A 24,389-nucleotide genomic window follows, 5' to 3' on the forward strand; every position below is an offset into this window, starting at 1 on the left:
AATGAAAAAGCAGATCATCATCTCAGCGGTTGTGGCCGCGGTGCTTACCGTGGTTCTCGTCGGCATGGCCTTGAGCCTGCTTCGCAACGGCCCCGGAGACGCGGGGGAGGACGCGGCGGCGCCGCGGGAGGACTCGGTCGCGCAGGTGGCGCAGCGCCCGGACTGTCCGGCGGGGCCAGTGGCGGGAGTGGACCTGCCGTGCCTGGGAGGCGGGACCGGCGGGGAGTTTAGCGAGGTGTCCGTGGTAAACCTCTGGGCGCACTGGTGCATACCCTGCCGCGCGGAGCTGCCCATCATGGCCCAGGCGGCCGAGGCGCATCCGGAATGGACGGTGGTGGGCGTGCACGCCGACAAGAACTCACCCGCCGGGGCGGATCTACTCAATGAGCTAGATAGCCCGCTGCCCAGCTTTGAAGACACCTCAAACCTCTTTGCGGGCACGCTGGGTCTCCCGCGGGTTATCCCCATTACCGTCATTGTGCAGGACGGAGAGATGGTGGGCCAGTACGCAAAGGAGTTCACCAGCGTCGAGGAAATCGAGGCGGCCGTGGCGGAATCCGTAAGCTAGGGGCCATGACTTTTATCCCGCAACCGGACGCGCCGGGCAGCAACGTGACGCTGCGCCCAGAGGATTCCCCCGCGTGGATGCGCCCCGCCCTGGGAATCGACGCGGCGCACGCGCAGCGCACCATGGGGGACCGCGCAGTAACGAACGGCCCGTGGAAGAAGGAGGCGGCCGTGCTGGTCCTGCTCGCGGGGGATAGCGTCGAGGAGGGCTCGGTTCTTTTGACCCACCGCTCCCCGCGGATGCGCTCCCATTCCGGCCAGATTGCCTTTCCCGGCGGGCGCATCGACCCGGAGGACTTAAACGCCGTGGACGCCGCGCTGCGCGAGGCCTGGGAAGAAACGGGGCTGGATCGCTCCACCGTCACGCCCGTGGAGCAGTGGGCGCGCCTAAGCATCCGCGCCACGGGCAACCCGGTCAGCCCTGTCCTGGCGCATTGGCATGAGCCCTCCCCCGTGGGCGTGGCCAGCCCCAACGAGGCGGATGACGTATTCACCGTCCCATTGGCGGATCTGATTGACCCGGCAAACCGGCTTACCGTGGGCTGGGGCCAGTGGTCCGGGCCGGCCTTTCATGCCCAGGATTACGTGGTGTGGGGGTTTACCGGCGGGGTGCTGGCCACGCTGCTGGAGCGCGCCGGCTGGGCGGAAGATTGGGACCGCGATACCGTGCATCCACTGCACGAAACGCTGGCGCGCTCACGTAACAACGAACGAATGCGCTAATGCGGGTAACATGGCTGAAGTTCCAACCCCGTATCTGAAAGCAAAGCACCGTAGTGACCCCTGAGCTAATCGTTGACGGCCTCATAGCCCTGGTATGCCTCACCATGGCGTGGTCCGGATGGCGGCAAGGCTTTATCAGCTCCGGACTCTCCTTCATCGGGGTGGCCTCAGGCATCATCGTGGGCATGGCCGCCGCGCCTCTAGTTATGGAACTAACGGATCAAGTGGCGCTGCGCTTCCTGCTCGCCATCGGCGTGCTCATTCTCCTAGTCGGCTTGGGCCAGCTCATCGGCTCATCCATCGGCGCCGGCCTGCGCAATCAAATGCGCACCCGCGGCAAGCAGCGCGTGGATTCCTTCTTCGGCGCCATCTTCCAGGCCATGGCCACCATCTTGATGGTGTGGCTTATTTCCATTCCCGTGGCCTCCGCGGTGGGCGGCAAGGTGGGCGAGGGCGTGCGTGGCTCCACCGTCCTCAGCGCCGTGGACCGTTTTGCCCCACAGCAGCTGTCCAACCTGCCGGGCCGACTGTCCGCGATGCTCAATGAATCCGGCCTACCGCCGCTGGTGAGCCCGTGGGAGACCGGCGTGTCCGCCGTAGAGGTGGACGCCCCGCGCATTGAGGTTGAGGACAAGGCGATGGTGGAGCGCGTGCGCCCGTCAATCATCCACGTCATGGGCGACGCTGACGTGTGCGCCCGCCGCCTGATGGGCTCCGGCTTTGTGGCTTCCCAGGACTATGTGGTGACCAACGCGCACGTGGTTGCCGGTACGGAAACAGTGCGTCTGGACACCGTCCTGGGGATCAAAGAGGCTGAGGTGGTCTACTACAACCCTGGGGTGGACCTGGCCGTGCTCTATTCTCCGGGCCTGGACATCCCGCCCCTGGCCTGGGCCCCACAGCCGGCCGCCACCGGGGATGACGCTGTGGTCATGGGATTTCCCAAGTCCGGGCCGTTTACCGCCTCCCCGGCCCGCGTGCGTGACCGGCTGACCATCGCCGGGCCGGACATCTACGCGCAGGGCCGCGTGGAGCGTGACGCCTACACGGTGCGCGGCATCGTCCAGCAGGGCAACTCCGGCGGCCCGCTGCTCAACGCGCAGGGTGAAGTCTTGGGCGTTATCTTCGGCGCCTCAGTGGACGATTCGGAGACTGGCTATGCCATCACCTCCCAGGAGACCCTGGCGCAAATTGGTGACTTCAACGGCCTGCGTGAAGGCGTAGACACCGGGGCGTGCGTGGCCCGTTAACCGCCGGGCGGTTTCACCCGGTTCTAAGCGCGCACGCAAAAGGCCGCCCACGGCGAGGTGAGCGGCCTTGGCTTGAGGGTGACGAGGGATTTAAGCGTCCGTCAGGCCCAGGTTGGAACCGGTGCCAATCTCGATGTGGAGACCGGGCACGGAGTTGATCAGATTGCGGGTGTAATCCTGCTGAGGATGATCGAAAATCTGGTCGGTGGTGCCAGCCTCAACCACCTTGCCCTTTTCCATCACCACAACGTCATCGGCGGTCTGGCGGACCACCGCAAGGTCATGGGTGATAAACAGGTAGGACAAGTTTAGGTCCTGCTGCAGCTGGGCCAGCAGCTGGATGATCTGGTTCTGCACCAGCACGTCCAGCGCGGATACCGCCTCATCCAGCACAATCACGTCAGGATTGAGCGCCAGCGCGCGGGCGATGGCGATACGCTGGCGCTGGCCGCCGGAAAGCTCATTGGGGTAGCGGCGCATCGCCGAACGTGGCATCGCCACCATGTCCAAAAGGTCGGCGACGCGCGCCTCGCGCTCCTTGCGGGAGCCCACCTTGTGCAGCGCCAGTGGTTCCTCGATGCAGCGATAGATGGAGTACATCGGGTCCAGGGAACCGTATGGGTTCTGGAAGACCACCTGCATCTTACGGCGCAGGTTAAATAGTTCCTTCTTGGACAACGTAGACGTGTCCTGGCCCTCATAGTGAATGGTGCCGGAGGTTGGCTCCAGCAGGTTGAGCACCATGTTGGCCACGGTGGATTTGCCGGAGCCGGACTCGCCCACGAGCGCGAGGGTGGTGCCGCGGCGCAGGTCGAAGGAGACATTATCCGCCGCCTTGAGCTTTTTCTTGTCGCCGCGGGCGCCGCGCACGTCAAACTCCTTGCACAGCTCGCGCACGGAGATGACTACGTCCTTGCTAGCCTCGTCCGAGGTCTTCGTAGCGGACAGTAGCTCCGCGGATTCCTCACCGGCCGCGCGTGCGGCGCGAATGCGGGAGGACGCCAGGGAAGGGGCCGCCTTGACCAGGCGCTGGGTGTACGGGTGGCGGGGATCGCGCAGGATGGAGCGGGACGGGCCGGACTCAACGATGCGGCCGCGGTGCATAACAATGAGGTGCTCCGCGCGTTCCGCCGCCAGGCCTAGGTCGTGGGTGATGAACAGGACCGCGTTGCCCAACTCCTTGGTCAGGTGATCCAGGTGGTCCAGGATCTGCTTCTGGACGGTTACGTCCAGCGCGGAGGTTGGCTCATCGGCGATGAGCAGCTTCGGGCGAGCCGCAAGGCCCATGGCGATCAGTGCGCGCTGGCGCATGCCGCCGGAGAATTCGTGAGGGTACTGCTTGGAGCGGCGGGCGGCGTCGGGAAGACCCGCTTCTTCCAGCAGCTCGGCCACGCGCTTGCCGCGCTCGGAGCCGGGGACCACATTGTTGGCCTTGAGGGATTCCTCAATCTGGGTGCCGATGCGCCACACCGGGTTCAGGTTGGACATGGGGTCCTGTGGGACCAGGCCAATCTGGTCTCCACGCAGCGCCTCGAAGTCCTTGTGGGAGAAGTTGGTGATGTCCTGGCCCTCAAAAAGGATCTGGCCGCCGGTGACCTTGCCGGTGCCGGGCAGCAGGCCCAGGATGGACATGGCCGCGGTGGATTTGCCGGAGCCGGATTCGCCAACGATGGCCACGGACTGGCCGGGGTAGATGGTCATGTTGATGCCACGGACAGCCTCAACCACGCCGGTAGAGGAGGTAAAGGAGATCTTTACGTCCTTCATTTCCAGCAAAGGCTGCTCTTCGTGAGCTGGAGTGTGAGTGTCAGTCATTTAGCGCTTCCTTGCCTTTGGATCGAGTGCGTCACGGACCACGTCACCCATCATGATGAAGCTGAGCACGGTCAGCCCCAGGGCGCCCGACGGGTAGAACAGCACGGAAGGCTGAACACGCAGGGATGCCTGTGCGGCGGAGATGTCTCCACCCCAGGACACGAAGGTGGATGGGAGGCCAATGCCCAGGAAGGATAGGGTGGCCTCTGCCACGATGAAGGTGCCCAGGGCAACGGTGGCGTAAGAGATGATTGGTGCCGCGGCGTTAGGCATGATGTGGCTAAAGAGAATGTGGAAGTTCGAAGCGCCCACGGAGCGCGCGGACTGGACAAACTCCTCATTCTTGATGGACATCACGGCGCCGCGGGTAATGCGGGCGATGGAAACCCAGCCGAAGAAGCCGAGGACCAGAACCACGGTGACGATGGTGCGGTATTCCTTGAACACCTGCATCACGACGATTGCTGCCAGAACCAGTGGAATGGCGAAGAAGATGTCAGTGATGCGGGACAGGACTGCATCAAGCCAGCCGCCGAAGTAGCCGGCCAGGGCACCGATGGTGGAGCCGATCAGGACCACGAGCGCGGTGGCCAGTACGCCCACTGCAACGGATGCGCGCGCACCGTAGATGATGCGGGAGTAGATGTCGCAGCCCTGGCGGTCGAAGCCGAATGGGTGGCCATCCCTAGGATCCCCCAGGGAATCGGACAGGTTGCAGGCGCGCGGGTCCATGCTGGTGAACAGGGATGGCCAGATGGCCATGAGCACGGCAACCAGAATCAGGAATGCCGAAACCCAAAACAGCGGGCGCTTGCGCAGGTAGCGCCAGGCCTCGGCCCACTGGGAGGCGGGAGCGGATTCGTCCTTGACGGCGTCAACGGCGCCCAGTCCGGTTTCATCCGTCTCGGCAATGAAGTGTTCCTGGCCGCGACGCGCTTGGGTGATGAGCTTTTCTTCGCCGAGATCGGCGGTTGGGTTAGTGCGATCAAAATCAGGCATAGCGGATCCTCGGGTCAAGTACTGCGTAGAGAAGGTCAACCAGCAGGTTGGCGATGATGTAGATGATGACCAAAACGGTGGTGAAGGAAACTACGGTGGCAGGCTCACCGCGCAGGATGGCCTGGTACATGGTGCCGCCCACACCGTTGATGCCGAAGATGCCCTCTGTCACAATGGCGCCCGTCATAAGCGTGCCCAGGTCGGCGCCGATGAAGGTCGCAACCGGAATGAGGGAGTTGCGCAGTACGTGGCGGATCATGACGGTGTTGCCCGCCAGGCCCTTGGCGCGGGCGGTGCGGACGTAGTCAGCGCGGAGGTTTTCGCTCACGGACTGGCGCGTCAGGCGGATGACGTATGCAAAGGACATGGAACCCAACACGATGGCGGGCATGAGCAGGGCCTCGAAGGTTTCCTTAGAACCCACGGTCACCGGCAGCAGCTCCCACTTGATGCCCACGAGGAACTGGAATACGAAACCAATCACGAAGGATGGCACCGCGATCACGAAGAGGGAGACCACCAGGACGGTGGAATCAAAGATGCCGCCGCGGCGAATGCCGGCGATAACGCCGAAGAGGATACCTAGGACCGACTCGAAGATAATGGCCATTCCCGCCAGCTTGATGGTCACTGGGAATGCGGTAGCCATCACTGTGGTCACCGGCACGCCCGAGAAGGTGGTGCCAAAGTCTCCCTGGAAGATGCCGGCGATGTAGAGGAGGTACTGGACGAAGAACGGCTTGTCGAGGTTGTACTCTGCCATGATTCGTTCACGGGCCGCGTCGCTAAGGCCGCGGTCTCCGCCCAAAGCCTCTACTGGGTCGCCAGGCATAAGGAAGACCAGTGCGTAGATGAGCAAGGTGGCTCCGAAGAACACCGGGATCATCTGGAGCACTCGTCGCCCGATATAGCGCAACATGAGTTGAGTCCTTTTCTGGTGGTAGTTGTTCTCTCCGCCTGGGTAAGGCGGGCCAACAAGGATGCTGGGCCGCGAGACGGGATCCTTATCCGCCTGTTGGCCCAGCACCCTTGACGCACTGCCTCCCGCCTGTGGCGGTCAGCAGGGCTTAGGTCACATGTGTCTGCCAAGAGCATGAACATCGCTTATGGCTTACATGGCATTCTAGAGTGTGACCTGTAGCATGACCCAATTGAGTACGGGCCAGTAATCACAGGCCTTGGCCGCCCGGGGTAGCCCTTTCAGGGCCGGGGTGAAGTACCAGCGCATGAGACAAATGGTTATTATGCAGCGGAAACGAACTTATGCAGGGGGTTGAATGTGGGTGCCCCCACGCGCAAAGTGGGCGGATGCGCGTGGTGTGCGGCGTGTGCCGTTTCACGCGCGCCCGCGCCGGGTGACGCGTGAAACTACGCATCCGGCGCGGCGGTTTGCTGACTTTCTCACGGCATGAAACGGGCCCCGCTGCGTGTGCAACGGGGCCCGTGGGGTTCTATACCTCGCTAGGTCAGGCGCCTATTAACCGGCGCGCTGGCTTAGTTCTTGGTGATGTTGGTGTAGTTAGGCTGGGACTTCCAGGTGAATACTACGTTGTCAACGTTCTCGCTGTGGCCGCCGGTGACGTTGGAGTACCACAGTGGGATGGCCGGCAGATCCTCGAAGAGGATTTCCTGAGCCTCGTTGTAGATCTTCGCGGCTTCCTCAGGGGATGCGGCCGCATCTCCTTCCTTGATCTTCGCGTCGAACTCAGGGTTGGAGTAGTCACCATCGTTGGAGCCGGCGCCGGTGCCGTACAGGGCGGCGAGGAAGTTGCCCAGGCCTGGGTAGTCCGCCTGCCAGCCGGTGCGGAATGCGGAGGTGATGTTGCGGCTGGTGACGTCATCGCGCAGGGACTTGAAGTCTGGGTAAGGATCGCCCACGGCCTCGATGCCCAGGTTGTTCTTGATGGAGTTGGCCACTGCATCGACCCAAGCCTCGTGGCCGCCGTCGGCGTTGTAGGCAATCTTGAACTCAGGAGAGGACCACTCATTGATCTCATCCGCCTGTGCCCACAGTTCCTTCGCCTTCTCAGGATCGAAGTTCAGGACCTCATTGCCGCCGATTTCCCCGGAGTAGCCTGGGATGATTGGGGAGGTGAAGTCCTTGGCCGGGGTGCGGGTGCCCTGGAAGATGGTGTCAGTGATCTGCTCGCGGTCGATCGCCAGGGACAGAGCCTGCCGGCGCAGCTTGCCCTCTTCGCCACCGAAGTGCTCAAGCTTCTCACCGATGGTGAAGGACTGGAAGATAGCGGCCGGTTGGTTGATGGCGCGGTCACCCAGGTCAGCCTCGTAGGTTGCGAATGCGGAGTCCGGGATGGCGTCCAGCACGTCCAGCTGGCCCGCGAGCAGGTCGGAGTAAGCGGCGCCCTGATCCGCGTAGAAGACGAACTTCACGCCGTCATTGGCTGGCTTGCGCTCGCCGGCGTAGTTCTCGTTAGGGACGATGATTGCGTCCTGGTTGTGGTTCCACTCCAGCAGCTTGTATGGGCCGTTGGAGTTCGGGTTCTCACCAAAGGCTGCGGGATCCTCAAGGGCCTCGGCCGGCAGTGGGTAGAACGCGGAGTAGCCCAGGCGGTCCGGGAAATCGGCCGCAGGGGAGCTCAGGGTGATCTTGAAGGTGTAATCATCGATGATCTCGAGGCCCTCAAGTTCCTCGACGCCCTCTTCCGCGTAGCCCTTGATTGGCTCAAAGAAGTACGCGTTCAGCTGTGCGTTGGCAACCGCGTAGTTCCAGGCGTTGACGAAGTTCTCCGCCTTAATCTCGGTGCCGTCATTGAAGGTCCAGCCCTCTTTGATCTTGATGGTGAACTCAGTGTTGTCATCATTCGCCTCGATGGACTCCGCCATCTCATTCTGGGCCGCGCCCTCATCGTCGTAATAAACGAGGCCAGAGAAGATGGAGTCAACAATGCGTCCGCCGCCGGTCTCGTTGGTGTTCGCCGGTACCAGCGGATTCTGCGGCTCGGAGCCGTTTGCTACGACGTAGTTCGCGCCTTCGCCGCCGGCTGCGCCGGATGAATCATCCGAGGAGCATGCGGCGAGGCTAACGGTCATGGCTGCTGCGGCAAGCAGAGCAATGGACTTCTTAGTAGTCATGAGGGGAAAGGCCTCCGTGTTTGGACGGTTAATAAAGACAACCTGTGAATAGGTTGCCAATTAATTTACCCTGTGAGAGAGGGCACATTCAATTAATGAGCAAAAGAGGGACACATATCTCAGCGCCGCAGGGGTAGCCATTGTTCTATAGTTTTTGCCTAGCGAGCCACCCAGACACGGCGTCAATAAAGCCCGTGGGGTTCTCAATGTGCGGCAAGTTCTTTGTGCCGGCGATCGTGGCGGGGGTGATCTCGGCGCGGACTCTCTTGCGCGCGCGGGTGAGCGCCGGGCCCCACAGCGCCTGGGCCGCATGGATGAACAGGACTGGTGCATCCACCCGTGCCCGCAGCCATTTTTGCGGCGTTACGGCGGTCAGCAGCCGGTTGTTCCAAATGATTCCGCGGGCGGAATGGGAGATGTTCGCCGCCTTGATGCGCAGCTCGAGCGCGGTATCAAAATCCTCGCCGCGGAATTGCTGGGAGGTATTCATGCGCAGGTGAATGGGGTAGAGGCGAGTGGCGGTATCACACCGCGTCAGTAGCCCTACCGGCATGCGGCACAGTGCCGCGCGCAGGAGGATCCATAGGAAATCCCACGGCTTGGCCAGCAGCGAGCGGCGCAGATCCACCGGGTGCATCCCGGAGATGGAGACCAGCCCCCGCACCCGCTCGGGGCGTTCCGAGGCCAGTGCCCACGCGACCACCGCGCCCGTGTCATCCCCAACCACCACAGCGTCGCTGTGGCCCAGGGCCTGGATGATGCCGGAGATGTCACCCGTGAGGACCCGCAAATCCTGGCCCAGATCTGTGGGCGGCTTGTCCGATAACCCGTAGCCGCGCAGGTCCACCGCCGCCACGTGGTAGCCCAGGGCGGCCAGCGGGGCGATGACCCGGCGGTACTCAAACCAGCCGCCGAAGGAACCGTGAATGAGCACGATGAGGGGATCATGCGGGTCGCCGGCCACCGCCGCGTGCAAACGGATGCCCCGGGTGTGGACGTATTCATGAGTGTACGGGCCCTCAAGCTCCACCACTGATGGCGGTAGATTGCCTACGGTCATTCACGTTTCCTTGGGTTAAAAGAGTTGTTGTCCGGGTTGAGATAAAAAGCCGCCCGAGCCACCGGGATTCAGGGTGGGGCTCGGGCGGGAGAGCTACGCGAGTTTTAAGGGGTGGGTTTAGGTGTACATTCCGCGGTTAGACTCGATGGACTTGGTGGCCTTGCCTGGAACCAAGCCCTTGAGTTCCTGAACGGACTCGATGGTCTTTTCTGGCTTCTTAACCTTCTTTACGTTCTTCACGCCAACGAGCGCCAAGATTCCGGCGAGTACCAGCATGATGAGGAAGACGATGAGGAACGCCGCCCAGCGGTCCAACCATACGGAGAGCAGTTCCGCAAGGAAGAAGAAAAAGAAGAAGGAGCTGTAAGCTGCGATAACTCCTGCGCCACTGAGGAGGCCGGCGCCAATGCCGCCCTTCTTAGCGGATGCTGCGAGCTCAGTCTTAGCGAGCTCCATTTCGGCACGCACGAGGGAAGAGATCTGCTCGGACGCGTTGGATACCAACCGGCCCACGGACGCCTCGCCGGAACGGGAGGTGTCAGAGTCGGTCAGGGGGATGGAGTTAACCTTCGGGGCGAATGATTCTGCGCCGTCAGTGTAGAGGCCGTCTTTGCTCACGGTGAATACCTTCCTGGCTTAATAAAAAGCTTTGTTTAAGTCTCGCGATTAATCCTTGCTCGCGCATAGGCGTCAAGGCATACATGGCTATCCTAATAGATATGTCAGGATTTGACCCGTTCGGCCAGCTATTCGGTGATTCGCGCCTTAGTCGCAGCGCGGAGGCGGCCGCGTCTGCAATCGCGCAAGTCCACCGCCGACCTGCGGCTTTACGCCAGTATGAGGTGATCTCATCGGAGTCTTTGCTGCGGGGCGCGCGCTCTGGATTAATTTTGGATGGTTTCGATCGTGACCTCTTTGGTGGGCGTTTAGAGTCCGGCGCGGTTACGGACGAATTAGCCCGCGCGGTGCGCATCGCGGGTGCCTTGGCCCCGGACCGGCATGCCACGACCGTGCGCACGTTCGCCCGGGCGCCGCTGCAAGTCATCGCCGGACTCGACGTGGCCGCCGGTGGTGACGGGACCCCGGCGGACCCGCAGCGCATGCAGGCCCTGGCGCAACTTATCGTCGCTACGGCCGCCGGGAAGTGCGGCGCCAACGCCGACCGAGGCCTGCCCGTCGTGGCCCACGCTGAAATCGTAGGGCGGACGCTGTGCGGCGCGCGCAGTGGGGGAATCGGGCGGATGGTGGCGCGGATCGCCGCGGTGACCACGGGCTTTGACCCCCGTGGGCTGGCGGTGCCGGAACCCTACCTGGTCCGTCACAAGGCGCGCTACGCGCAATGCCTGGAAGACTACGAAAAAGATCCGCTACCCCTTTTAATCCTCCTGTTTGAAGCCTGGGAGGCCGGCGCCCGAGAGGCGGAGGGGATTGCCAGAGCGCTGTAGAGGCGCGCCGGCGGCGGGGCTGTAGGCTGGGAACATAGATTGAGTGCCTAGAATAGGCGCACCAATAGTGGGGCCTAACGTGAGGAGGAGTCGTGACCGCGAACACGCAGTCGCTTCAGGACAAGCTTGCCGCCCGCGGGATTGAATGGGCGCAGATTGCCCTGCCGGCAGCGCTCAGGGCGGAGGATATGTGGGAATTCCCGGACGGCTGGGACCGGGTTCCCAAGGAGGTGCTAGGTCTTGCCGAGGGCCAGCCGGGCCCGGAGATCTTCGCCTCCACCACACCTTACGAGGGATTTTCTGCCAATGCCTGTGCGCAGGCCTTCCTGCTCCGCGGCGGCGTGGAGCTGCCCACGTTGCTCGACGGGGTCCACGACCAGCTCCCGCCGGATTCCACCACGCAGAACTTCGAGTCCCGGCAAATCAAGGCCACCCCGGCCGGCGTTACCACCCGCATGGTCTCGGTTTATTCCGCATCCCCGCACGGCGAGCCGCTTACCTGCACCGCGGAATCCCTCTATGACCTAGCGCCGCTGGGTGATGGTGAGCGGTACCTGCTTGTGCAGCGCACCGTGACCGCACGAGTGGACGATCCGGCGCCTTTGCCAACGTTTAAGGACGTACTGCAGGGTGCCTAACCTAGCCGGCTAGGACGGGCTTCGACCTGCCGCCGGGGCGCTGGGCCAGCCAAATGCCCCCGGCAACCAGGGCGGCGAGGCCCGCGACCACGGATGCGCCAATTCCCACCTCACGCGCGTTGGGCATGGTTAGCAGCGGGACCGGGTCCTTGAACGTGCGGATATCCCATCCGGCTTCAAGGGCCTTTTTCTTCATCGGCCGGTCGGGGTTGACCGCCACCGGGTTGCCCACCATTTCCAGCATGGGGATGTCCGTGGCCGAATCCGAGTATGCGTAGCTCGCGCTTAAATCTATGCCCTCTTCCCGCGCGATGCGGCTCATCGCCTCACCCTTGGCGGGGCCCTTGCAGTAGTGAAGGATCTCGCCGGTGAAGTGGCCGTCATGGGCCTCGAGCACGGTAGCCACCACCTTGTCCACGCCGAGTTCCTGGGCGATGAGCTCCACCAATATAGAGGCCGACGCGGAGATGATGACCACCTCATGGCCGGCGGCCTGGTGGAACTTGATGAGTTCGCGCGCCTCGGCGTAAATGGCCGGGGTGACCACCGTGTGCAGGGTTTCCGCGGCAATCTGGCGGACCTCATCGACGGACCAGCCCTTAACCAGGGCGGCCAGCTGATCGCGGGTGGCATCCATCTGATCGCTAGTTAGCCCGGAGAACATGTAGTTGGCCTTGGCCAAGGACATCTGCAGCGCCTCTGCCGGGGTGATGAGCCCGTTATGCATGAACTCCTTGCCAAAGGCGAAGGCGGAGGAGGTGGCAATGATGGTCTTGTCTAGGTCAAAGAACGCGGCAACACGAGTAGCCGGGCCGGCGTCCGGCGCGGTGCGTGGTGTGGCCTGCTGATTGTTCATTGCGTTCGAGTCTAGCCTTAAAAGTCCATGTTGGGTGAAACAGATGTGAAAATTGTTGTTTGGGGGATTGCCTACCCTGTATGTCGTAACGTAGCGGCCGTAAGTTACATTCCGCTGAATATCGGTTGAAGACAGGTTGGCATTTAGGGGCCCGCGCGGCGCGGGACCTTATTTCCATTGCGGATGGTTGAGCGGTCCATATCCCAGTTCGCGGGCCGTGTAAAGGGGTGGGTGGGGTTATCCACAGGCCCTAGTTGCCGCGCGCAATTTTGGGGGAGAAAAGGCGTTTATCCACAGCCTGAAGTGGCGTTTCCTGGCCATAGCCTAGCCCGCGGGGCCACAGTGTGCCCATGAGTAGGAGTTCACAGGATTTCATCCTCATCGCGGTGGCGGATGAGGTGGCCCGCCCGGAGGCTGCGCATGCGGCCGCGGTGACCGGGGTTGAGGTTGTAACGGCGGAAGACCCGCGCGATATCGCGAGGTTGGCCCCGCGCGCCCGTGCGGTGCTGGTGTGTGCGGCCACTGCGGCGCACGTGGCGGCGTTAGGAAGGCGCACGGGCCTATTCCTGGTGGCCGCGGATCCGGGGCCCATTGATTATGAGGCGGGCTTGCGTTGCCATGCGGAACAGGCCTTTGTGCTGCCCAGCCAAGCCCCGGAGCTGCTTACGGCCTTGGGAAATAAGCACGCGCAGGTAAAACCGACCCGGCACAAGACCATCGCGGTTACCGGCGCGTGCGGCGGCGTGGGTGCCTCAACCCTGGCCGCGGCGCTGGCCCGGCACGCAGCGCCATCCGTGCTCGTGGACGGCATACACGGCTCCGGTGGTCTCGACCTGCTGATGGGATTGGAGACCGCTAACGGCGCTCGGTGGCCAGACCTGCAGCTAGGCGGTGGAGGCGTGGATGCGGGCAACCTGGTCCAGGCGCTGCCGGCGACGCACGATGGCGTAGCCGTGCTGTCTGCGGCCCGGGCAGGGATGGCGGATCCTTTCACGCTTACCTTGGACAGCGTTGACCGGGTGCTCGGGTCCCTGCGCACCCGTGATGGGCTCACCATTGTGGACGTGCCCCGCGGGGTGATTCCCGGCGCGGCGGATCACGTGGTGGTGCTAACGGCTGCTGAGGTGCGGCCCGTGGCGGCCGCGGCAGCGATGGTGGCCCAGCTGCATGCGGATTCCGTGCCGTATCAGCTGGTGCTGAGGCACAGGGGCTGGTCGGGCCTGGGCGTAGAAGACGTGGAACGGATATGCCATGCGGATGTGTCCGCGGAGATCCCGCTGATCCGGACCCTGCCCAAGTCCACGGAGTTGGGCGGGTTGCCGGGGCGGTTGCCTAAGGGGTTGGCGCAGGCATGCGGACTGATATTGGAGGAAGCGGGGTGGTTTCAGTGAAGGCCGGGTTGATTGAATCTTTGCGCCAGGCGTTGGCCACGCAACCGGAGCTGGCGGCGGATCCGGCCGCGATGGCGCGCAAGATCCGTGAGGAAGCGGGAGTGGTGAGCGACCATGAGGTGCTGGCCTTGCTGCGGCAGTTGCGCCATGACACCACGGGGGCGGGGCCGTTGGAGGCGGTGTTGGCGTTGCCGGGGGTGACGGATGTGGTGGTCAATGGGCCTAAGGATGTGTTCTTCGACCGGGGCCGGGGGTTGGAGCGATCCTCGGTGGCGTTTTCCTCGGAGGCGGAGGTGCGCCGTTTGGCCACGCGGTTGGCCGTCAGCTGCGGTTCGCGTTTGGATGATGCGCAGCCTTTTGCCGACGCCCGCTTCCCGCGCCCGGATGGTTCCTCCCTCCGTCTCCACGCCGTCCTCTCCCCGCCGGCGGACGGGGGAACGTGTTTGTCCCTGCGCGTGCTGCGGCAGGCCTCCACCAGCTTCGATGATCTGTGCGCCAACGGCACGGTGGCTCCGGAAATCGAGCAGGTGCTGCGGGACGTGGTGGCCCGCCGGGAGTCTTTCCTGGTCCTGGGCGGCACTGGTTCCGGCAAGACTACGCTGCTATCCGCGATGCTGAGCGAGGTGGATGACTCCCAGCGCCTGGTGGTCATTGAGGACACGCCGGAGCTGCGCCCGGCCCATCCGCACGTGGTGGGCTTGGTGGCGCGCCGGGCGAATGCGGAGGGCGGCGGCGAGATCACCATGTCTCAGCTACTGCGCCAGGCGCTGCGCATGCGTCCGGACCGCATTGTGGTGGGGGAGATTCGCGGCGCGGAGGTCTGCGACCTACTCGCCGCGCTCAACACCGGCCACGATGGTGGGGCTGGGACCATTCACGCCAATTCGCTTTATGAGGTGCCCGCGCGCATGGAGGCCTTGGCCGCGCTCGGTGGCCTAGACCGGGCGGCCCTGCATTCGCAATTGGCGTCCGCGGTGGGCGTGGTGGTGAGCATGCACCGCGGCCGGGACGGGGTGCGCCGCGTGGAACAGATAGGGCTGCTTCGCGGCAATCCGGTAGTGGCCCACGAGGTGTGGTCACGCCAGCGCGGGCCGGGGGAGCTGTGGGAGGAATTCCTCGCGGGATTGGGGCGTCGCGATGTGGCTTGAGTTGTTGCTGGTAGCGTCCGCCTTGCTCGTCCCAGCCCCGGCCTTGGGCGGGCGCCTGGCGGAGCAAAAGCGTGAGGCGCGGTGGCAGCCGGCCGTGTTCATGGTGGCGGTCTTCGTCGGGGTACTGGGATTTTTGTTCTTTGGCCGGTTAAGTGTTGCCATCGCCGCGCTGAGCGTCGGCGCATTGGTGGCGTGGACCGTCAGTGACGCCCGCAGGCGCTCATTGCAGATCCGCGGCGAGGAGGCGGTGGCGGGATACCTGGGCGTGGTGACCTCAAATCTGCGCGCCGGGGCGGTGCTGCCCGTGGCCCTGCGGCGGGGCGTGGAGCATCTGCCGGATTCCACGCCGGAAAACGTGCGGGAACCATTGGCTCGGGCGGCCCAGTTGGCGGCCCGCGGGAGTTCCTCGACGCAGGCCTTGCGGGGCCAGCCCGGCGCGGTAGCCACGGTGGGCAGGCTGTTGGAAGTCAGTGAGCGCCATGGCATCGCGGTGGCGGGGGTGTTGGAACAGGCCCAGTCCCGGCTCGATGCGGTAAAGCGGCACCGCGCCGCCACGCGCGCTAGCCTCCAAGGCCCCCAGGCCACCGCCATGGTGTTGGCGTGCCTGCCGGTGGCGGGCATCGCCATGGGCTCGGTAATGGGGGCTAACCCCTTAGGCTTCCTGTTTGGCGGCGGCCTGGGCGGGGTGTTGTTAGTCATTGGCGTGGGGCTCGTTGCGGCCGGGTTTGTGTGGTCCCGGCTGATCATCCGCGGGGCAGGGGGTTAAGGGCGATGGCGTGGATATTCGATCCGTTGACGCTGGTGTTGCTGGCGGGTGCCGTGGCGGTGAGCGCTTTCGGCCGGCGCTCACGGTTGGTGGGCCGGGTGGGCCCATGGGTAGGTGAGGGTGCGCAGAAGACCCCTCGGGACGGCCCGCGGCTTAAGGCCGAGCCCCTCGATATAGCCGCCGACGTGGAACTCTTCGCCGCCTGCCTGCGGGCCGGCGTGGGGGTGACCCGGGCGGTGGGTGCCGTGGCGGACGCGGCGGGCCCCGGGAGCCGGGAGACCTGGCTGCTGGTGGGGTCCCTGCTTGCTGTGGGGGTAAGCCCCGAGCGGGCGTGGGCACCAACCGAGGGGATTGAGGGGCTCCAAGACGTAGCCACGCTGGTGGTGCTTTCTGAACAATCCGGTGCGGCGATAGCCGGTGGATGCGAGCGCATAGTGGACAGCCTTCGCGCTGATTCCGCGGCGCACGCCACCGCCGCGGCCGAACGCGCCGGGGTGCTCATTGCGCTACCGCTGGCGCTATGTTTCCTGCCCGCGTTCGTAGTTCTTGGGCTGGTTCCGGTGGTCATCAGCCTGGGAAGCCAGCTGCTGTAGGCAGCCGGCCATGTCCATGACCGCTACTTGTAAAAACTGGCCCTGACACGGGCACTAAAGAAAGGAAGAACAATGACCAAAATGATTAACAACGACACTGTGGAACCCTCCTCCATCAAGGAGCTCCTGAGAGATGAAAAGGGCATGTCTACCATTGAATACGCCATGGGTTCGCTGGCGGCCGCGGCGCTGGCCGCGGTGCTATACATGGTGATCAATAGCGGTGCGGTGGTGGACGCGATAGAGGGCATCATCACCGATGCCCTGTCCAATACCCCGGGCTAAGGATCATGATGCGCGCCATCAACAATGACCGGGGTTCCGTGACCATCGAGGCTGCCCTTGCCCTGAGTTCACTGGTCATCGTGGCCGCCGCGATCGTGGGCGCCATAGCCACGATGGCGGCGTATGTTTCCGCGGTTGACGCCGCGGGGGCCGCCGCCCGCGCGCACGCCATAGGGGAAGAGTTCACCCCGGCGCGCGCCGATATGCACATCGATATCCAGGAGTCCGCCGGGCTCGTCACCGCGGTGGTGGACGTACCGGCGCCCATTGGTGACATGAGCGCGCGGGCGGTGTACCCGGTGGAAAACGGCGTGGGCTCATGATGCGGCGCGCACTAGTCCGCCGGTTGCGGGAAGACCGAGGCTACGCCACGATGGCCTCCGCGGGCATCATCGTCTGCCTCACCGGCCTGCTGCTCGCGGTCGCCGGCGTGGTGGTTGAAGTCTCCTCCCGGCACGAGGCCCAGGTGGCCGCGGATCTAGCCGCCGTGGCCGGGGCGTTCGCCGCAGCGCGCGGCGGAGAATCCGAGGCCTGCGCGCGGGCCGCGTACGTGGCCGGGCTCAACGGCGGCGAGGTCACCGGCTGCGAGGTACTTGGCCGGGACGTGCGTGTCCGCGTCAGCGTGCGCCACGTGGAGACCGCGGCTAGGGCCGGTCCGGCGTAGCGGCGCCGCCCGGTCCCCGGTCCGAGCCGGGCCCGGCGCCCGTCATGGATACCAAGGCCCCGAGTAGCTTGATGGCGCCGGCCTTGTCCAGCGGGTTATTTCCGTTGCCGCACTTGGGGGACTGGACGCAGGACGGGCAGCCGGACTCGCAAGGGCAAGAACGCACCGCGTCGAAGGTCGCTTCAATCCATTCCGGGAAGCGCTTGAATCCCTCATCGGCGAAACCGGCGCCGCCCGGGTGGCCGTCATAGACAAAGACCGTGGGCAGTTGCGTATCGGCGTGAAGGGCCGTGGATACCCCGCCAATATCCCACCGGTCACACGTGGCGATGAGGGGAAGCAGGCCTATCGCGGCGTGCTCCGCCGCATGGAGCGTGCCGGGGGTTTCGGCGGGCGTAATGCCCAATTCGGCCAGGACCAGCGGATCGATGGTGTAAGCCACCGCCCGGGTGACCAGCCTTTCTTCCGGCATATCCAACGCAACGTCATCGCCCACCGTGCCATCCGGCAGCCGCACCTGATAACCCGTGACCTGATTGATCACCTCCACCTCCACGTTGGCCACCCACAGGCCCGGGGAATAGTTGACCAAGTCATCCCCGCCGGCGGCGGACAGGATCCGGATGTCTGTGGTGGAGCGCGCCTGCGTTGAGTAATCGGGCGCCTTGGGCTGCGCCAGCGCCAGGTACTCGTCCAGGATGAGGTCCTCAATCATGTACGTCTCGCCCTGGTGGATGTACACGGCGCCGGGATGGACCTGAGCGGTCGCGCGGGCCGAATCGATGGTGCCCAAGAGGCGGCCGTCGGAGGAGTCAACGATGAGCACTTCCTGGCCGGTTCCACCGCGCAGGGACACCTGGGCGTGGGCGGATTCGGGCGTTGTTTCACCCTCAAGGCGCGGCACGGCAAACCAGCCGCGCTCGCGGCGCTTGATAAGCCCCTGGTCCGCGAGGGCCTGGGCCACCCGTTCGGCCTTGAGCTCACGAATTTCGGAATCCTGTAGCGGCTTTTCCACCGCCGCGCAGTACAGGTGGCCGTGGAGGATGTACGGGTTAGCGGGGTTGAACACGCTGGCCTCCACCGGCCGGCCTAGGAGGGCCTCCGGATGGTGCACCAGGTAGGAATCCATGGGCTCATCGCGGGCCACCAGAACAACCAGTGAGCCCTGACCCCGGCGCCCGGCCCGCCCCGCCTGTTGCCAGAAGCTGGCAACCGTGCCCGGGAATCCGGCGGTGACCACGGCGTCAAGCCCGCCCACGTCGATGCCCAATTCCAGGGCTGAGGTGGTGGCCACGCCCAGCAGGGTGCCGTCATCAAGCGCCTTTTCAAGCTTGCGGCGATCCTCGGCCAGGTAACCGGCCCGGTACGCGGCGATCCGCTTGGCGAAATCCGGCCGGCCCAGGCTCCCCGATAATTCTTCGGAACAGCGCATGGCTACTACCTCCGCGGCCCGGCGGGAACGCACGAAGGTCAGGGTGCGCGCGCCCTCGGAGACTAGGGCCGCCATGATTTCGGCGGATTCCGTGGTGGCGGCGCGGCGGGTCGGCGGGGCGGGGGAGTCCTCGGGACGCTCGAGGAAGCCCGGCTCCCAAAGCGCTACGGTGCGGGCGCCGGCGGGGGCGCCGTCGGCGGTGATTGCAACAACCCCGTGCCTGCCGGTCAGCCGTTCGGCATGCACCGCAGGATCGCGCATGGTGGCCGAGGCCAAGATGATCACCGGCCGTGAGCCGTAGTGCGCACAGATGCGCAGCAAGCGGCGCAACACTAGCGAAACGTTGGCCCCGAACACGCCGCGGTAAGAATGGCACTCATCGATGACAATAAACTGCAGTTTGCGCAGCAGGCGGGCCCAACGCTGGTGCGCGGCCAGGACGGACATATGCAGCATGTCCGGGGTGGAGAAAACAAACCGGGAATGATCGCGGATTCCCGCGCGCGCCTCCTGCGGGGTGTCACCGTCATACGGCGCGGGCTGCACGCCCTTGAGGGAAGGGCACGCCCTCACTAAGCGCTCCACCGCCAGCAGTTGGTCAGAACCCAGCGCCTTAGTGGGGGTGAGATACAGCGCGCACGCGGTGGGGTCCGCGGCCAAGCGGGACAAAATGGGCAGTTGATAGCCCAGGGACTTGCCGGAGGACGTGCCGGTGGCCACCACCACGTCCCGGCCCTCCCACGCGGCATGAGCGGTGGCGGCCTGATGGATAAAGGGGCGGGTTATGCCGGAATCCTCAAGCGCGACGCGAAGCTCCGGGAGCACCCACTCTGGCCACTGCTCGTGCCGAGAAGCGCGCGCGGGAATGGTAGTGGAGTGCGTCAGTTCGGAGGAATCGAAGCGCCTGCCGAGGAATTCCACGAGCTCCTCGCCCAGCGGATTCGCGCTTTGCTGGCTCATTCCGGCCATATTGTCCCCCTTTCCGGGTGTGGTTGGGCGCCTTTTGCCGCCTACGGGTATCGCTATCACTATAAACGTGCCAGACTGGCGGGGACCGCCACGGGTTTTTTGTTGCAGTGTAGTTCTACGGTGCTCGCGAAAGATTTATCAATGCACCCGGGGGATCCGGGAGTTTTAACTGGCGGTCCGGCGCAGGCACAGTGCGGGCGCCGCTCATCCCCCAATTGGAAGGAAACATACACATGGCACAGGGAACCGTTAAGTGGTTTAACGCTGAAAAGGGCTTTGGCTTCATCGCCCCAGAGGACGGCTCTGCGGACGTATTCGTTCATTACTCTGAGATTCAGGGCAATGGCTTCCGCACCCTCGAAGAGAACCAGAAGGTTGAGTTTGAGATTGGTGAGGGCACCAAGGGCCCTCAGGCTCAAAACGTTACCGCCGTTTAATCCAAACTAGAGCGGCACACCGCTGAAAGACTTTCAAAGCCACCCAGCGCTTCGGCGCGGGTGGCTTTCGGTTTGAGATGCAGAAGGCGTGGGTTAAGTAGCGGCTAAGGGGGAAAGTGTGTCCGGAGTGCCCGGGCGAGCTACCGGGCCTACGGGGAGTGCGGGCCTACGGAGTCTCCGCATAGCCGCGCCGGGTGTCCAAACGGTCAGTAATCCACAGCTGCAGCTTCTGCACAACCCACCCCACGACGAGCGCCATGGCGATGGACAATCCAAGCGCCAGGATTGGGTATTCGGATAGCAGCGCACCGCCGGCATAGCCAATGGCCAGGCCCTGGATGGCCCACAAGATGACGCCGAGCGTGTCAAAGAAGAAAAACAGCGGCCACGGGTAGCGCATGGACCCCAGCAAAATGGTCATGAAGAACCTGGCTGAGGGGATAAAGCGGGCCACCAGGATGGCGGCGCCGGCGCCGCGGCGCATATTGCGGCGCACCCACGATAGCCCATCGGCGGCCTTGGAATTCGGCGGCACCCTGCGGATAAACGGCATCAGGCGCGTGCCCAACAGGTAGCACACGTTGTCGCCGGCCACGGCGGCCATCACGGCTACACCGAAGATGGCGTACAGATCCGGCGCCCCGCGAGCCGCGGACCAGGCGCCGGTGAGGTTCAAGATGACCTCTGATGGCATCACAGGAGCCAGGCAATCAAAGAAGATGAAAAAAGCGGCGATGGGGTAAATCCACAGCGTGCCCATGACGGACTCAATGGCCGTGGTTAACACATCAGTCACGCGTCATCTCCTTTGTTCTTAAGCCCTGGGTTGTTCTTAAGCCCTGGGTGGTGGCAGCAACCTGGTGGGCCGCCCGCGGGGGACGTGGCCGCCCCAAGGGCATGTCAGTCACCCAATCTTAGCCCCGCTAAAGCCCCAAATGCACCACGAGCAACCAACGCTTATTGATTCCACAGCCGCCGGGCAACCGCGCTGCGTGCCGAGGCGCCCATTGGGGCCTTATCGCGGGGTTTCCCGCAGGCCGCGGCGAGCCGTAATCCCGGCAGCTAACCGCGGGGCGGACATGGCCGCGCCGGGTGCCGCATTAGGGGGCTCGCAATAGCCCCATTAAATACTGTGAGTTAAGAATGTGTACTCTAGGGGCAATTGCCTCGCAAAGGTTTATCATGCGAGGAGAAAACTATCTAGAAGTTTCAGTCATTAAGGATGTGGCAGGCGTGGCAGCAGATAGCGGTCAGGGCAAGACTCTTGTGATTGTGGAGTCCGCTACTAAGGCAAAAAAGATTCAGCCTTACCTCGGGGATGATTACATTGTGGAGGCCTCGGTGGGCCATATTCGCGATCTTCCCCGCGGTGCCGCGGACGTGCCCGCCAAGTTCAAGAAGGAATCCTGGGCCCGCCTCGGTGTAAACCCTGAGGATAACTTCACCCCGCTCTACGTGGTGTCCGCGGACAAAAAGAAAAAGGTCGCGGACCTAAAAGCCAAGCTGAAGCAGTGCGACCAACTATATCTGGCAACAGACCCGGACCGCGAGGGTGAGGCTATTGCGTGGCACTTGCTCGAGGTGCTCAAGCCCAAGGTTCCGGTGCGCCGCATGGTGTTCAACGAGATCACCAAGTCCGCCATCCTAGAAGCCGCGGAAAACACCCGTGAGCTGGACGAGAACCTGATCGACGCGCAGGAAACCCGGCGCATCCTGGACCGTCTCTACGGCTATGAGGTATCCCCGGTGCTGTGGAAGAAGGTCATGCCGCGCCTATCCGCGGGCCGCGTTCAGTCCGTTGCCACCCGCGTGATCGTTGAGCGTGAGCGCGAGCGCATGGCGTTTATCCCCGCCGAATATTGGGATCTGACCGCCAACCTCGATACCGGAAATAGCGGCGCCGATTCCGCCAATCCGCGCACCTTCAGCGCGCGTTTGAGCAGCGTTGATTCCAAGCGCGTGGCCCAGGGCCGCGATTTTGATGACCGCGGTCAGCTTAAGTCCGATGAGGTTACCGTTGTCAGCGAGGCGCAGGCCAAGGCTCTGGCTGAGGGGCTGCAGGGCAGCCGCATGAACGTCGTGGGCGTTGAGCATAAGCCGTATACCCGCAAGCCCTATGCGCCGTTCATGACGTCCACGCTCCAGCAAGAAGCGGGCCGCCGCCTGCACTTTACCTCGGAGCGCACCATGCGTATCGCCCAGCGCCTGTACGAAAACGGCCACATCACCTACATGCGTACGGATAGCACCTCCCTGTCGCAGCAGGGGCTCAACGCCGCGCGCAATGCGGCCACCACGCTGTTTGGCTCCGAGTACGTGTCCTCTTCGCCACGCGTTTATGACCGCAAGGTGAAAAACTCCCAGGAGGCCCACGAGGCCATCCGTCCGGCCGGTGAGAAGTTCGCCGCCCCGGGCCAGCTGGCCGGCCAGTTGGATGCTGAGGAGTACAAGCTCTACGAACTGATTTGGAAGCGCACCGTAGCGTCCCAGATGGAAGACGCCAAGGGCACGTCCATGAAGGTGACGGTAAGCGCCATGGCCGTGACCGCTGATGGCAGCACGGACGTTGAGTTCTCCGCCACCGGACGCACCATCACCTTCCCGGGTTTCTTGAAGGCGTATGAGGACCAGACTGACAAGTCCGCCGGCAAGGGCAAGGATGACGAGGCCCGCCTGCCTCGCCTGGAGGAGGGCGACCAGCTCACCGCCACCGAGGTTACGGCGGACGGGCACTCCACCAACCCGCCGGCCCGCTACACCGAGGCGTCCCTGGTGAAGAAGATGGAGGATCTGGGCATTGGGCGTCCTTCCACCTACGCATCCATCATCAAGACCATCCAGGACCGAGGTTACGTCCTGTCCCGCGGTAACGCGCTGGTCCCATCCTGGGTGGCGTTCGCGGTGATCGGCCTGCTGGAGAACAACTTCGCCGAGCTCGTGGACTTTGATTTCACCTCATCCATGGAGGATGAGCTGGACGCAATCGCCGCCGGCAACGAGGACCGGACGGAATGGCTCAACGCTTTTTACTTTGGTGATGCCGAGGCCGATGGGGATACCGCTAACGCCATCGCCCGCCACGGCGGCCTGAAGTCCCTCATTGACGTCAACCTCGAGTCCATCGATGCGCGCCAGGTCAATTCCTTAAAGCTGTATGAGGACTCCGAGGGCCGTGACGTGTTTGTCCGCGTGGGCCGCTACGGGCCGTACATCGAGCGCTTGGTTGGTACCTCCGAAACGGGTGAACCGGAATACCAGCGCGCTAACCTTTCTGAGACCACCACCCCGGATGAGCTGGGGGAGGAGCTGGCTGAGAAGCTCTTCGCCACGCCTCAGGGCGGCCGCGAGCTGGGTGAAAACCCCGATTCCGGCCGCATGATCGTGGCAAAGGAGGGCCGCTTTGGCCCGTACGTCACGGAGGTGCTCGGCGACGATGAGAAGGAAAAGGCCGCTGCCAAGGCAGAGGAGATAGTCGCCGAGGAGCGCGCCGCTGAGGATAAGCAGCGCGCGGAGGAGGGCAAGCGCGCCAAGAACTGGGAGACCAAGACCGCCGCGAAGCAGAAGGAAAAGCGCATCGCCGAGATCATCGATGAGACGCTGAAACCTAAGACCGCCTCCCTGTTTAGCTCCATGGAGCCGTCCTCGGTGACGCTTGAGGACGCACTGAAGTTGCTGTCCCTGCCGCGCGAGGTGGGCACCGATCCGTCCGACGGCGAGCTCATCACCGCCCAAAACGGCCGTTACGGTCCTTATCTGAAAAAGGGCAGTGATTCCCGCTCCCTGGCGAACGAGGATCAGATCTTTAGCATCACCCTCGACGAGGCCCGCCGCATTTACGCCGAGCCGAAGCGTCGTGGTCGCGCCGCTGCGCAGCCGCCGCTGAAGCAGCTGGGTGATAATGACGTGTCCGGCAAGCCAATGTCCGTGAAGGACGGCCGCTTTGGCCCATACGTCACGGATGGAACCACCAACGCGTCCCTGCGCAAGGGTGATTCCCCGGAGACGCTGACCGACGCCCGCGCCAACGAGCTGCTCTCCGAACGCCGCGCCAAGGAGGCGGCCGACGGCGGTTCCTCGGCCAAGAGGTCGACCAAGAAGTCGACTAAGAAAACGACCAAGAAAACGGCGAAGAAGTCCACCAAAAAGTCTTCCAAAAAGGCTGCCAAGAAGTCGGCGAAGAAGTCCACCACCTTGACCAAGAATGTGGTCAAGGCCGGTTCCAGAAGGAAGTAAAAGCCACAACGGGAAAGGGGCAAGG

Annotated in this window: 23 protein-coding genes; 14 read left to right on the top strand and 9 right to left on the bottom strand. The window is 63.8% G+C overall.

From position 1 onward, the window contains the following. The first annotated feature begins 1 nt into the window (after window position 1). Genes CENDO_RS01085 through CENDO_RS01095 form a run of 3 tightly spaced genes read left to right on the top strand, consistent with a single transcriptional unit; the run spans window position 2 to window position 2,540 of the window. Window positions 2–568 (top strand): TlpA family protein disulfide reductase, encoded by a 567-nt coding sequence (locus CENDO_RS01085; RefSeq protein WP_136140385.1) that lies wholly within the window; start codon window positions 2–4, stop codon window positions 566–568. A gap of 5 nt (window positions 569–573) precedes the next feature. Further along, entirely contained in the window at window positions 574–1,290 is a 717-nt protein-coding gene (locus CENDO_RS01090) for an NUDIX hydrolase (RefSeq protein WP_136140386.1), read from the top strand. 53 nt (window positions 1,291–1,343) lie between these two features. After that, window positions 1,344–2,540, top strand: coding sequence for a MarP family serine protease (locus CENDO_RS01095; RefSeq protein WP_136140387.1), 1,197 nt, complete (start codon window positions 1,344–1,346; stop codon window positions 2,538–2,540). Window positions 2,541–2,630: 90 nt separating this feature from the next. On the opposite strand, the gene CENDO_RS01100 is transcribed toward CENDO_RS01095, so the two are convergent. The 6 genes from CENDO_RS01100 to CENDO_RS01125 all read right to left on the bottom strand — a co-directional run bounded on the left by CENDO_RS01100 (window position 2,631) and on the right by CENDO_RS01125 (window position 10,125). Further along, window positions 2,631–4,355 carry a dipeptide ABC transporter ATP-binding protein gene (locus tag CENDO_RS01100; RefSeq protein WP_136140388.1) on the bottom strand — a complete coding sequence of 575 codons (1,725 nt, stop codon included), beginning with the start codon at window positions 4,353–4,355 and terminating at the stop codon, window positions 2,631–2,633. Next, complete coding sequence (locus CENDO_RS01105) at window positions 4,356–5,354, bottom strand: ABC transporter permease (RefSeq protein ID WP_136140389.1); 999 nt, start codon at window positions 5,352–5,354, stop codon at window positions 4,356–4,358. Further along, window positions 5,347–6,273, bottom strand: a complete 927-nt coding sequence (locus CENDO_RS01110; protein ID WP_136140390.1) for an ABC transporter permease — start codon at window positions 6,271–6,273, stop codon at window positions 5,347–5,349. The genes CENDO_RS01105 and CENDO_RS01110 overlap by 8 nt, the downstream gene beginning before the upstream one ends. Before the next feature lie 575 nt (window positions 6,274–6,848). After that, window positions 6,849–8,447, bottom strand: coding sequence for a peptide ABC transporter substrate-binding protein (locus tag CENDO_RS01115; protein WP_136140391.1), 1,599 nt, complete (start codon window positions 8,445–8,447; stop codon window positions 6,849–6,851). Window positions 8,448–8,592: 145 nt separating this feature from the next. Further along, window positions 8,593–9,507, bottom strand: a complete 915-nt coding sequence (locus tag CENDO_RS01120; RefSeq protein ID WP_136140392.1) for an alpha/beta fold hydrolase — start codon at window positions 9,505–9,507, stop codon at window positions 8,593–8,595. A 117-nt stretch (window positions 9,508–9,624) separates the two neighbouring features. Continuing rightward, the gene (locus CENDO_RS01125) at window positions 9,625–10,125 is read right to left on the bottom strand and encodes a phage holin family protein (RefSeq protein WP_136140393.1); all 501 of its coding nucleotides are present in this window, start codon (window positions 10,123–10,125) and stop codon (window positions 9,625–9,627) included. A 101-nt stretch (window positions 10,126–10,226) separates the two neighbouring features. Here CENDO_RS01125 and CENDO_RS01130 point away from each other — a divergent pair, with 101 nt between their 5' ends. Then, window positions 10,227–10,952 carry a Fic family protein gene (locus CENDO_RS01130; RefSeq protein ID WP_136140394.1) on the top strand — a complete coding sequence of 242 codons (726 nt, stop codon included), beginning with the start codon at window positions 10,227–10,229 and terminating at the stop codon, window positions 10,950–10,952. 92 nt (window positions 10,953–11,044) lie between these two features. Continuing rightward, complete coding sequence (locus tag CENDO_RS01135; protein WP_136140395.1) at window positions 11,045–11,590, top strand: hypothetical protein; 546 nt, start codon at window positions 11,045–11,047, stop codon at window positions 11,588–11,590. A gap of 1 nt (window position 11,591) precedes the next feature. Here the strand turns inward: CENDO_RS01135 and CENDO_RS01140 are convergent, their stop codons facing one another. Beyond that, window positions 11,592–12,446, bottom strand: coding sequence for an HAD family hydrolase (locus CENDO_RS01140; protein WP_136140396.1), 855 nt, complete (start codon window positions 12,444–12,446; stop codon window positions 11,592–11,594). A 350-nt stretch (window positions 12,447–12,796) separates the two neighbouring features. On the opposite strand from CENDO_RS01140, the gene ssd reads away from it, so the two are divergent. From ssd to CENDO_RS01175, 7 genes are all read left to right on the top strand, one after another. Next, window positions 12,797–13,837, top strand: a complete 1,041-nt coding sequence (ssd, locus tag CENDO_RS01145) for a septum site-determining protein Ssd (protein ID WP_136140397.1) — start codon at window positions 12,797–12,799, stop codon at window positions 13,835–13,837. Continuing rightward, window positions 13,834–14,985 (top strand): TadA family conjugal transfer-associated ATPase, encoded by a 1,152-nt coding sequence (locus CENDO_RS01150; protein WP_246014396.1) that lies wholly within the window; start codon window positions 13,834–13,836, stop codon window positions 14,983–14,985. Before ssd ends, CENDO_RS01150 begins: the two co-directional genes overlap by 4 nt. Beyond that, window positions 14,975–15,751 (top strand): type II secretion system F family protein, encoded by a 777-nt coding sequence (locus CENDO_RS01155; RefSeq protein WP_136140399.1) that lies wholly within the window; start codon window positions 14,975–14,977, stop codon window positions 15,749–15,751. The genes CENDO_RS01150 and CENDO_RS01155 overlap by 11 nt, the downstream gene beginning before the upstream one ends. A gap of 5 nt (window positions 15,752–15,756) precedes the next feature. Continuing rightward, a complete protein-coding gene (locus CENDO_RS01160; RefSeq protein WP_136140400.1) occupies window positions 15,757–16,344 on the top strand; it encodes a type II secretion system F family protein in 588 nt (195 codons plus the stop codon). Between the two features lie 81 nt (window positions 16,345–16,425). Continuing rightward, a complete protein-coding gene (locus tag CENDO_RS01165) occupies window positions 16,426–16,629 on the top strand; it encodes a DUF4244 domain-containing protein (protein WP_136140401.1) in 204 nt (67 codons plus the stop codon). 8 nt (window positions 16,630–16,637) lie between these two features. Continuing rightward, a complete protein-coding gene (locus tag CENDO_RS01170) occupies window positions 16,638–16,952 on the top strand; it encodes a hypothetical protein (RefSeq protein WP_136142084.1) in 315 nt (104 codons plus the stop codon). Beyond that, complete coding sequence (locus CENDO_RS01175; RefSeq protein WP_136140402.1) at window positions 16,949–17,293, top strand: Rv3654c family TadE-like protein; 345 nt, start codon at window positions 16,949–16,951, stop codon at window positions 17,291–17,293. The genes CENDO_RS01170 and CENDO_RS01175 overlap by 4 nt, the downstream gene beginning before the upstream one ends. Here CENDO_RS01175 and CENDO_RS01180 read toward each other — a convergent pair. Further along, on the bottom strand, window positions 17,274–19,685 hold the full coding sequence (locus CENDO_RS01180) for a DEAD/DEAH box helicase (RefSeq protein ID WP_425456187.1): 2,412 nt from the start codon (window positions 19,683–19,685) through the stop codon (window positions 17,274–17,276). The two genes, CENDO_RS01175 and CENDO_RS01180, sit on opposite strands and share 20 nt — an antisense overlap. Window positions 19,686–19,927: 242 nt before the next feature. On the opposite strand from CENDO_RS01180, the gene cspE reads away from it, so the two are divergent. Then, the gene (gene cspE / locus CENDO_RS01185; RefSeq protein ID WP_136140404.1) at window positions 19,928–20,131 is read left to right on the top strand and encodes a transcription antiterminator/RNA stability regulator CspE; all 204 of its coding nucleotides are present in this window, start codon (window positions 19,928–19,930) and stop codon (window positions 20,129–20,131) included. Window positions 20,132–20,297: 166 nt separating this feature from the next. Here the strand turns inward: cspE and CENDO_RS01190 are convergent, their stop codons facing one another. Further along, on the bottom strand, window positions 20,298–20,927 hold the full coding sequence (locus tag CENDO_RS01190) for a DedA family protein (protein ID WP_136140405.1): 630 nt from the start codon (window positions 20,925–20,927) through the stop codon (window positions 20,298–20,300). 437 nt (window positions 20,928–21,364) lie between these two features. Here CENDO_RS01190 and topA point away from each other — a divergent pair, with 437 nt between their 5' ends. Beyond that, window positions 21,365–24,364 (top strand): type I DNA topoisomerase, encoded by a 3,000-nt coding sequence (topA, locus tag CENDO_RS01195; protein ID WP_136140406.1) that lies wholly within the window; start codon window positions 21,365–21,367, stop codon window positions 24,362–24,364. The last annotated feature ends 25 nt before the right edge of the window (window positions 24,365–24,389 follow it).

Origin of the sequence: Corynebacterium endometrii (assembly GCF_004795735.1) — a bacterium.
Classification (GTDB): Bacteria; Actinomycetota; Actinomycetes; order Mycobacteriales; family Mycobacteriaceae; genus Corynebacterium; species Corynebacterium endometrii.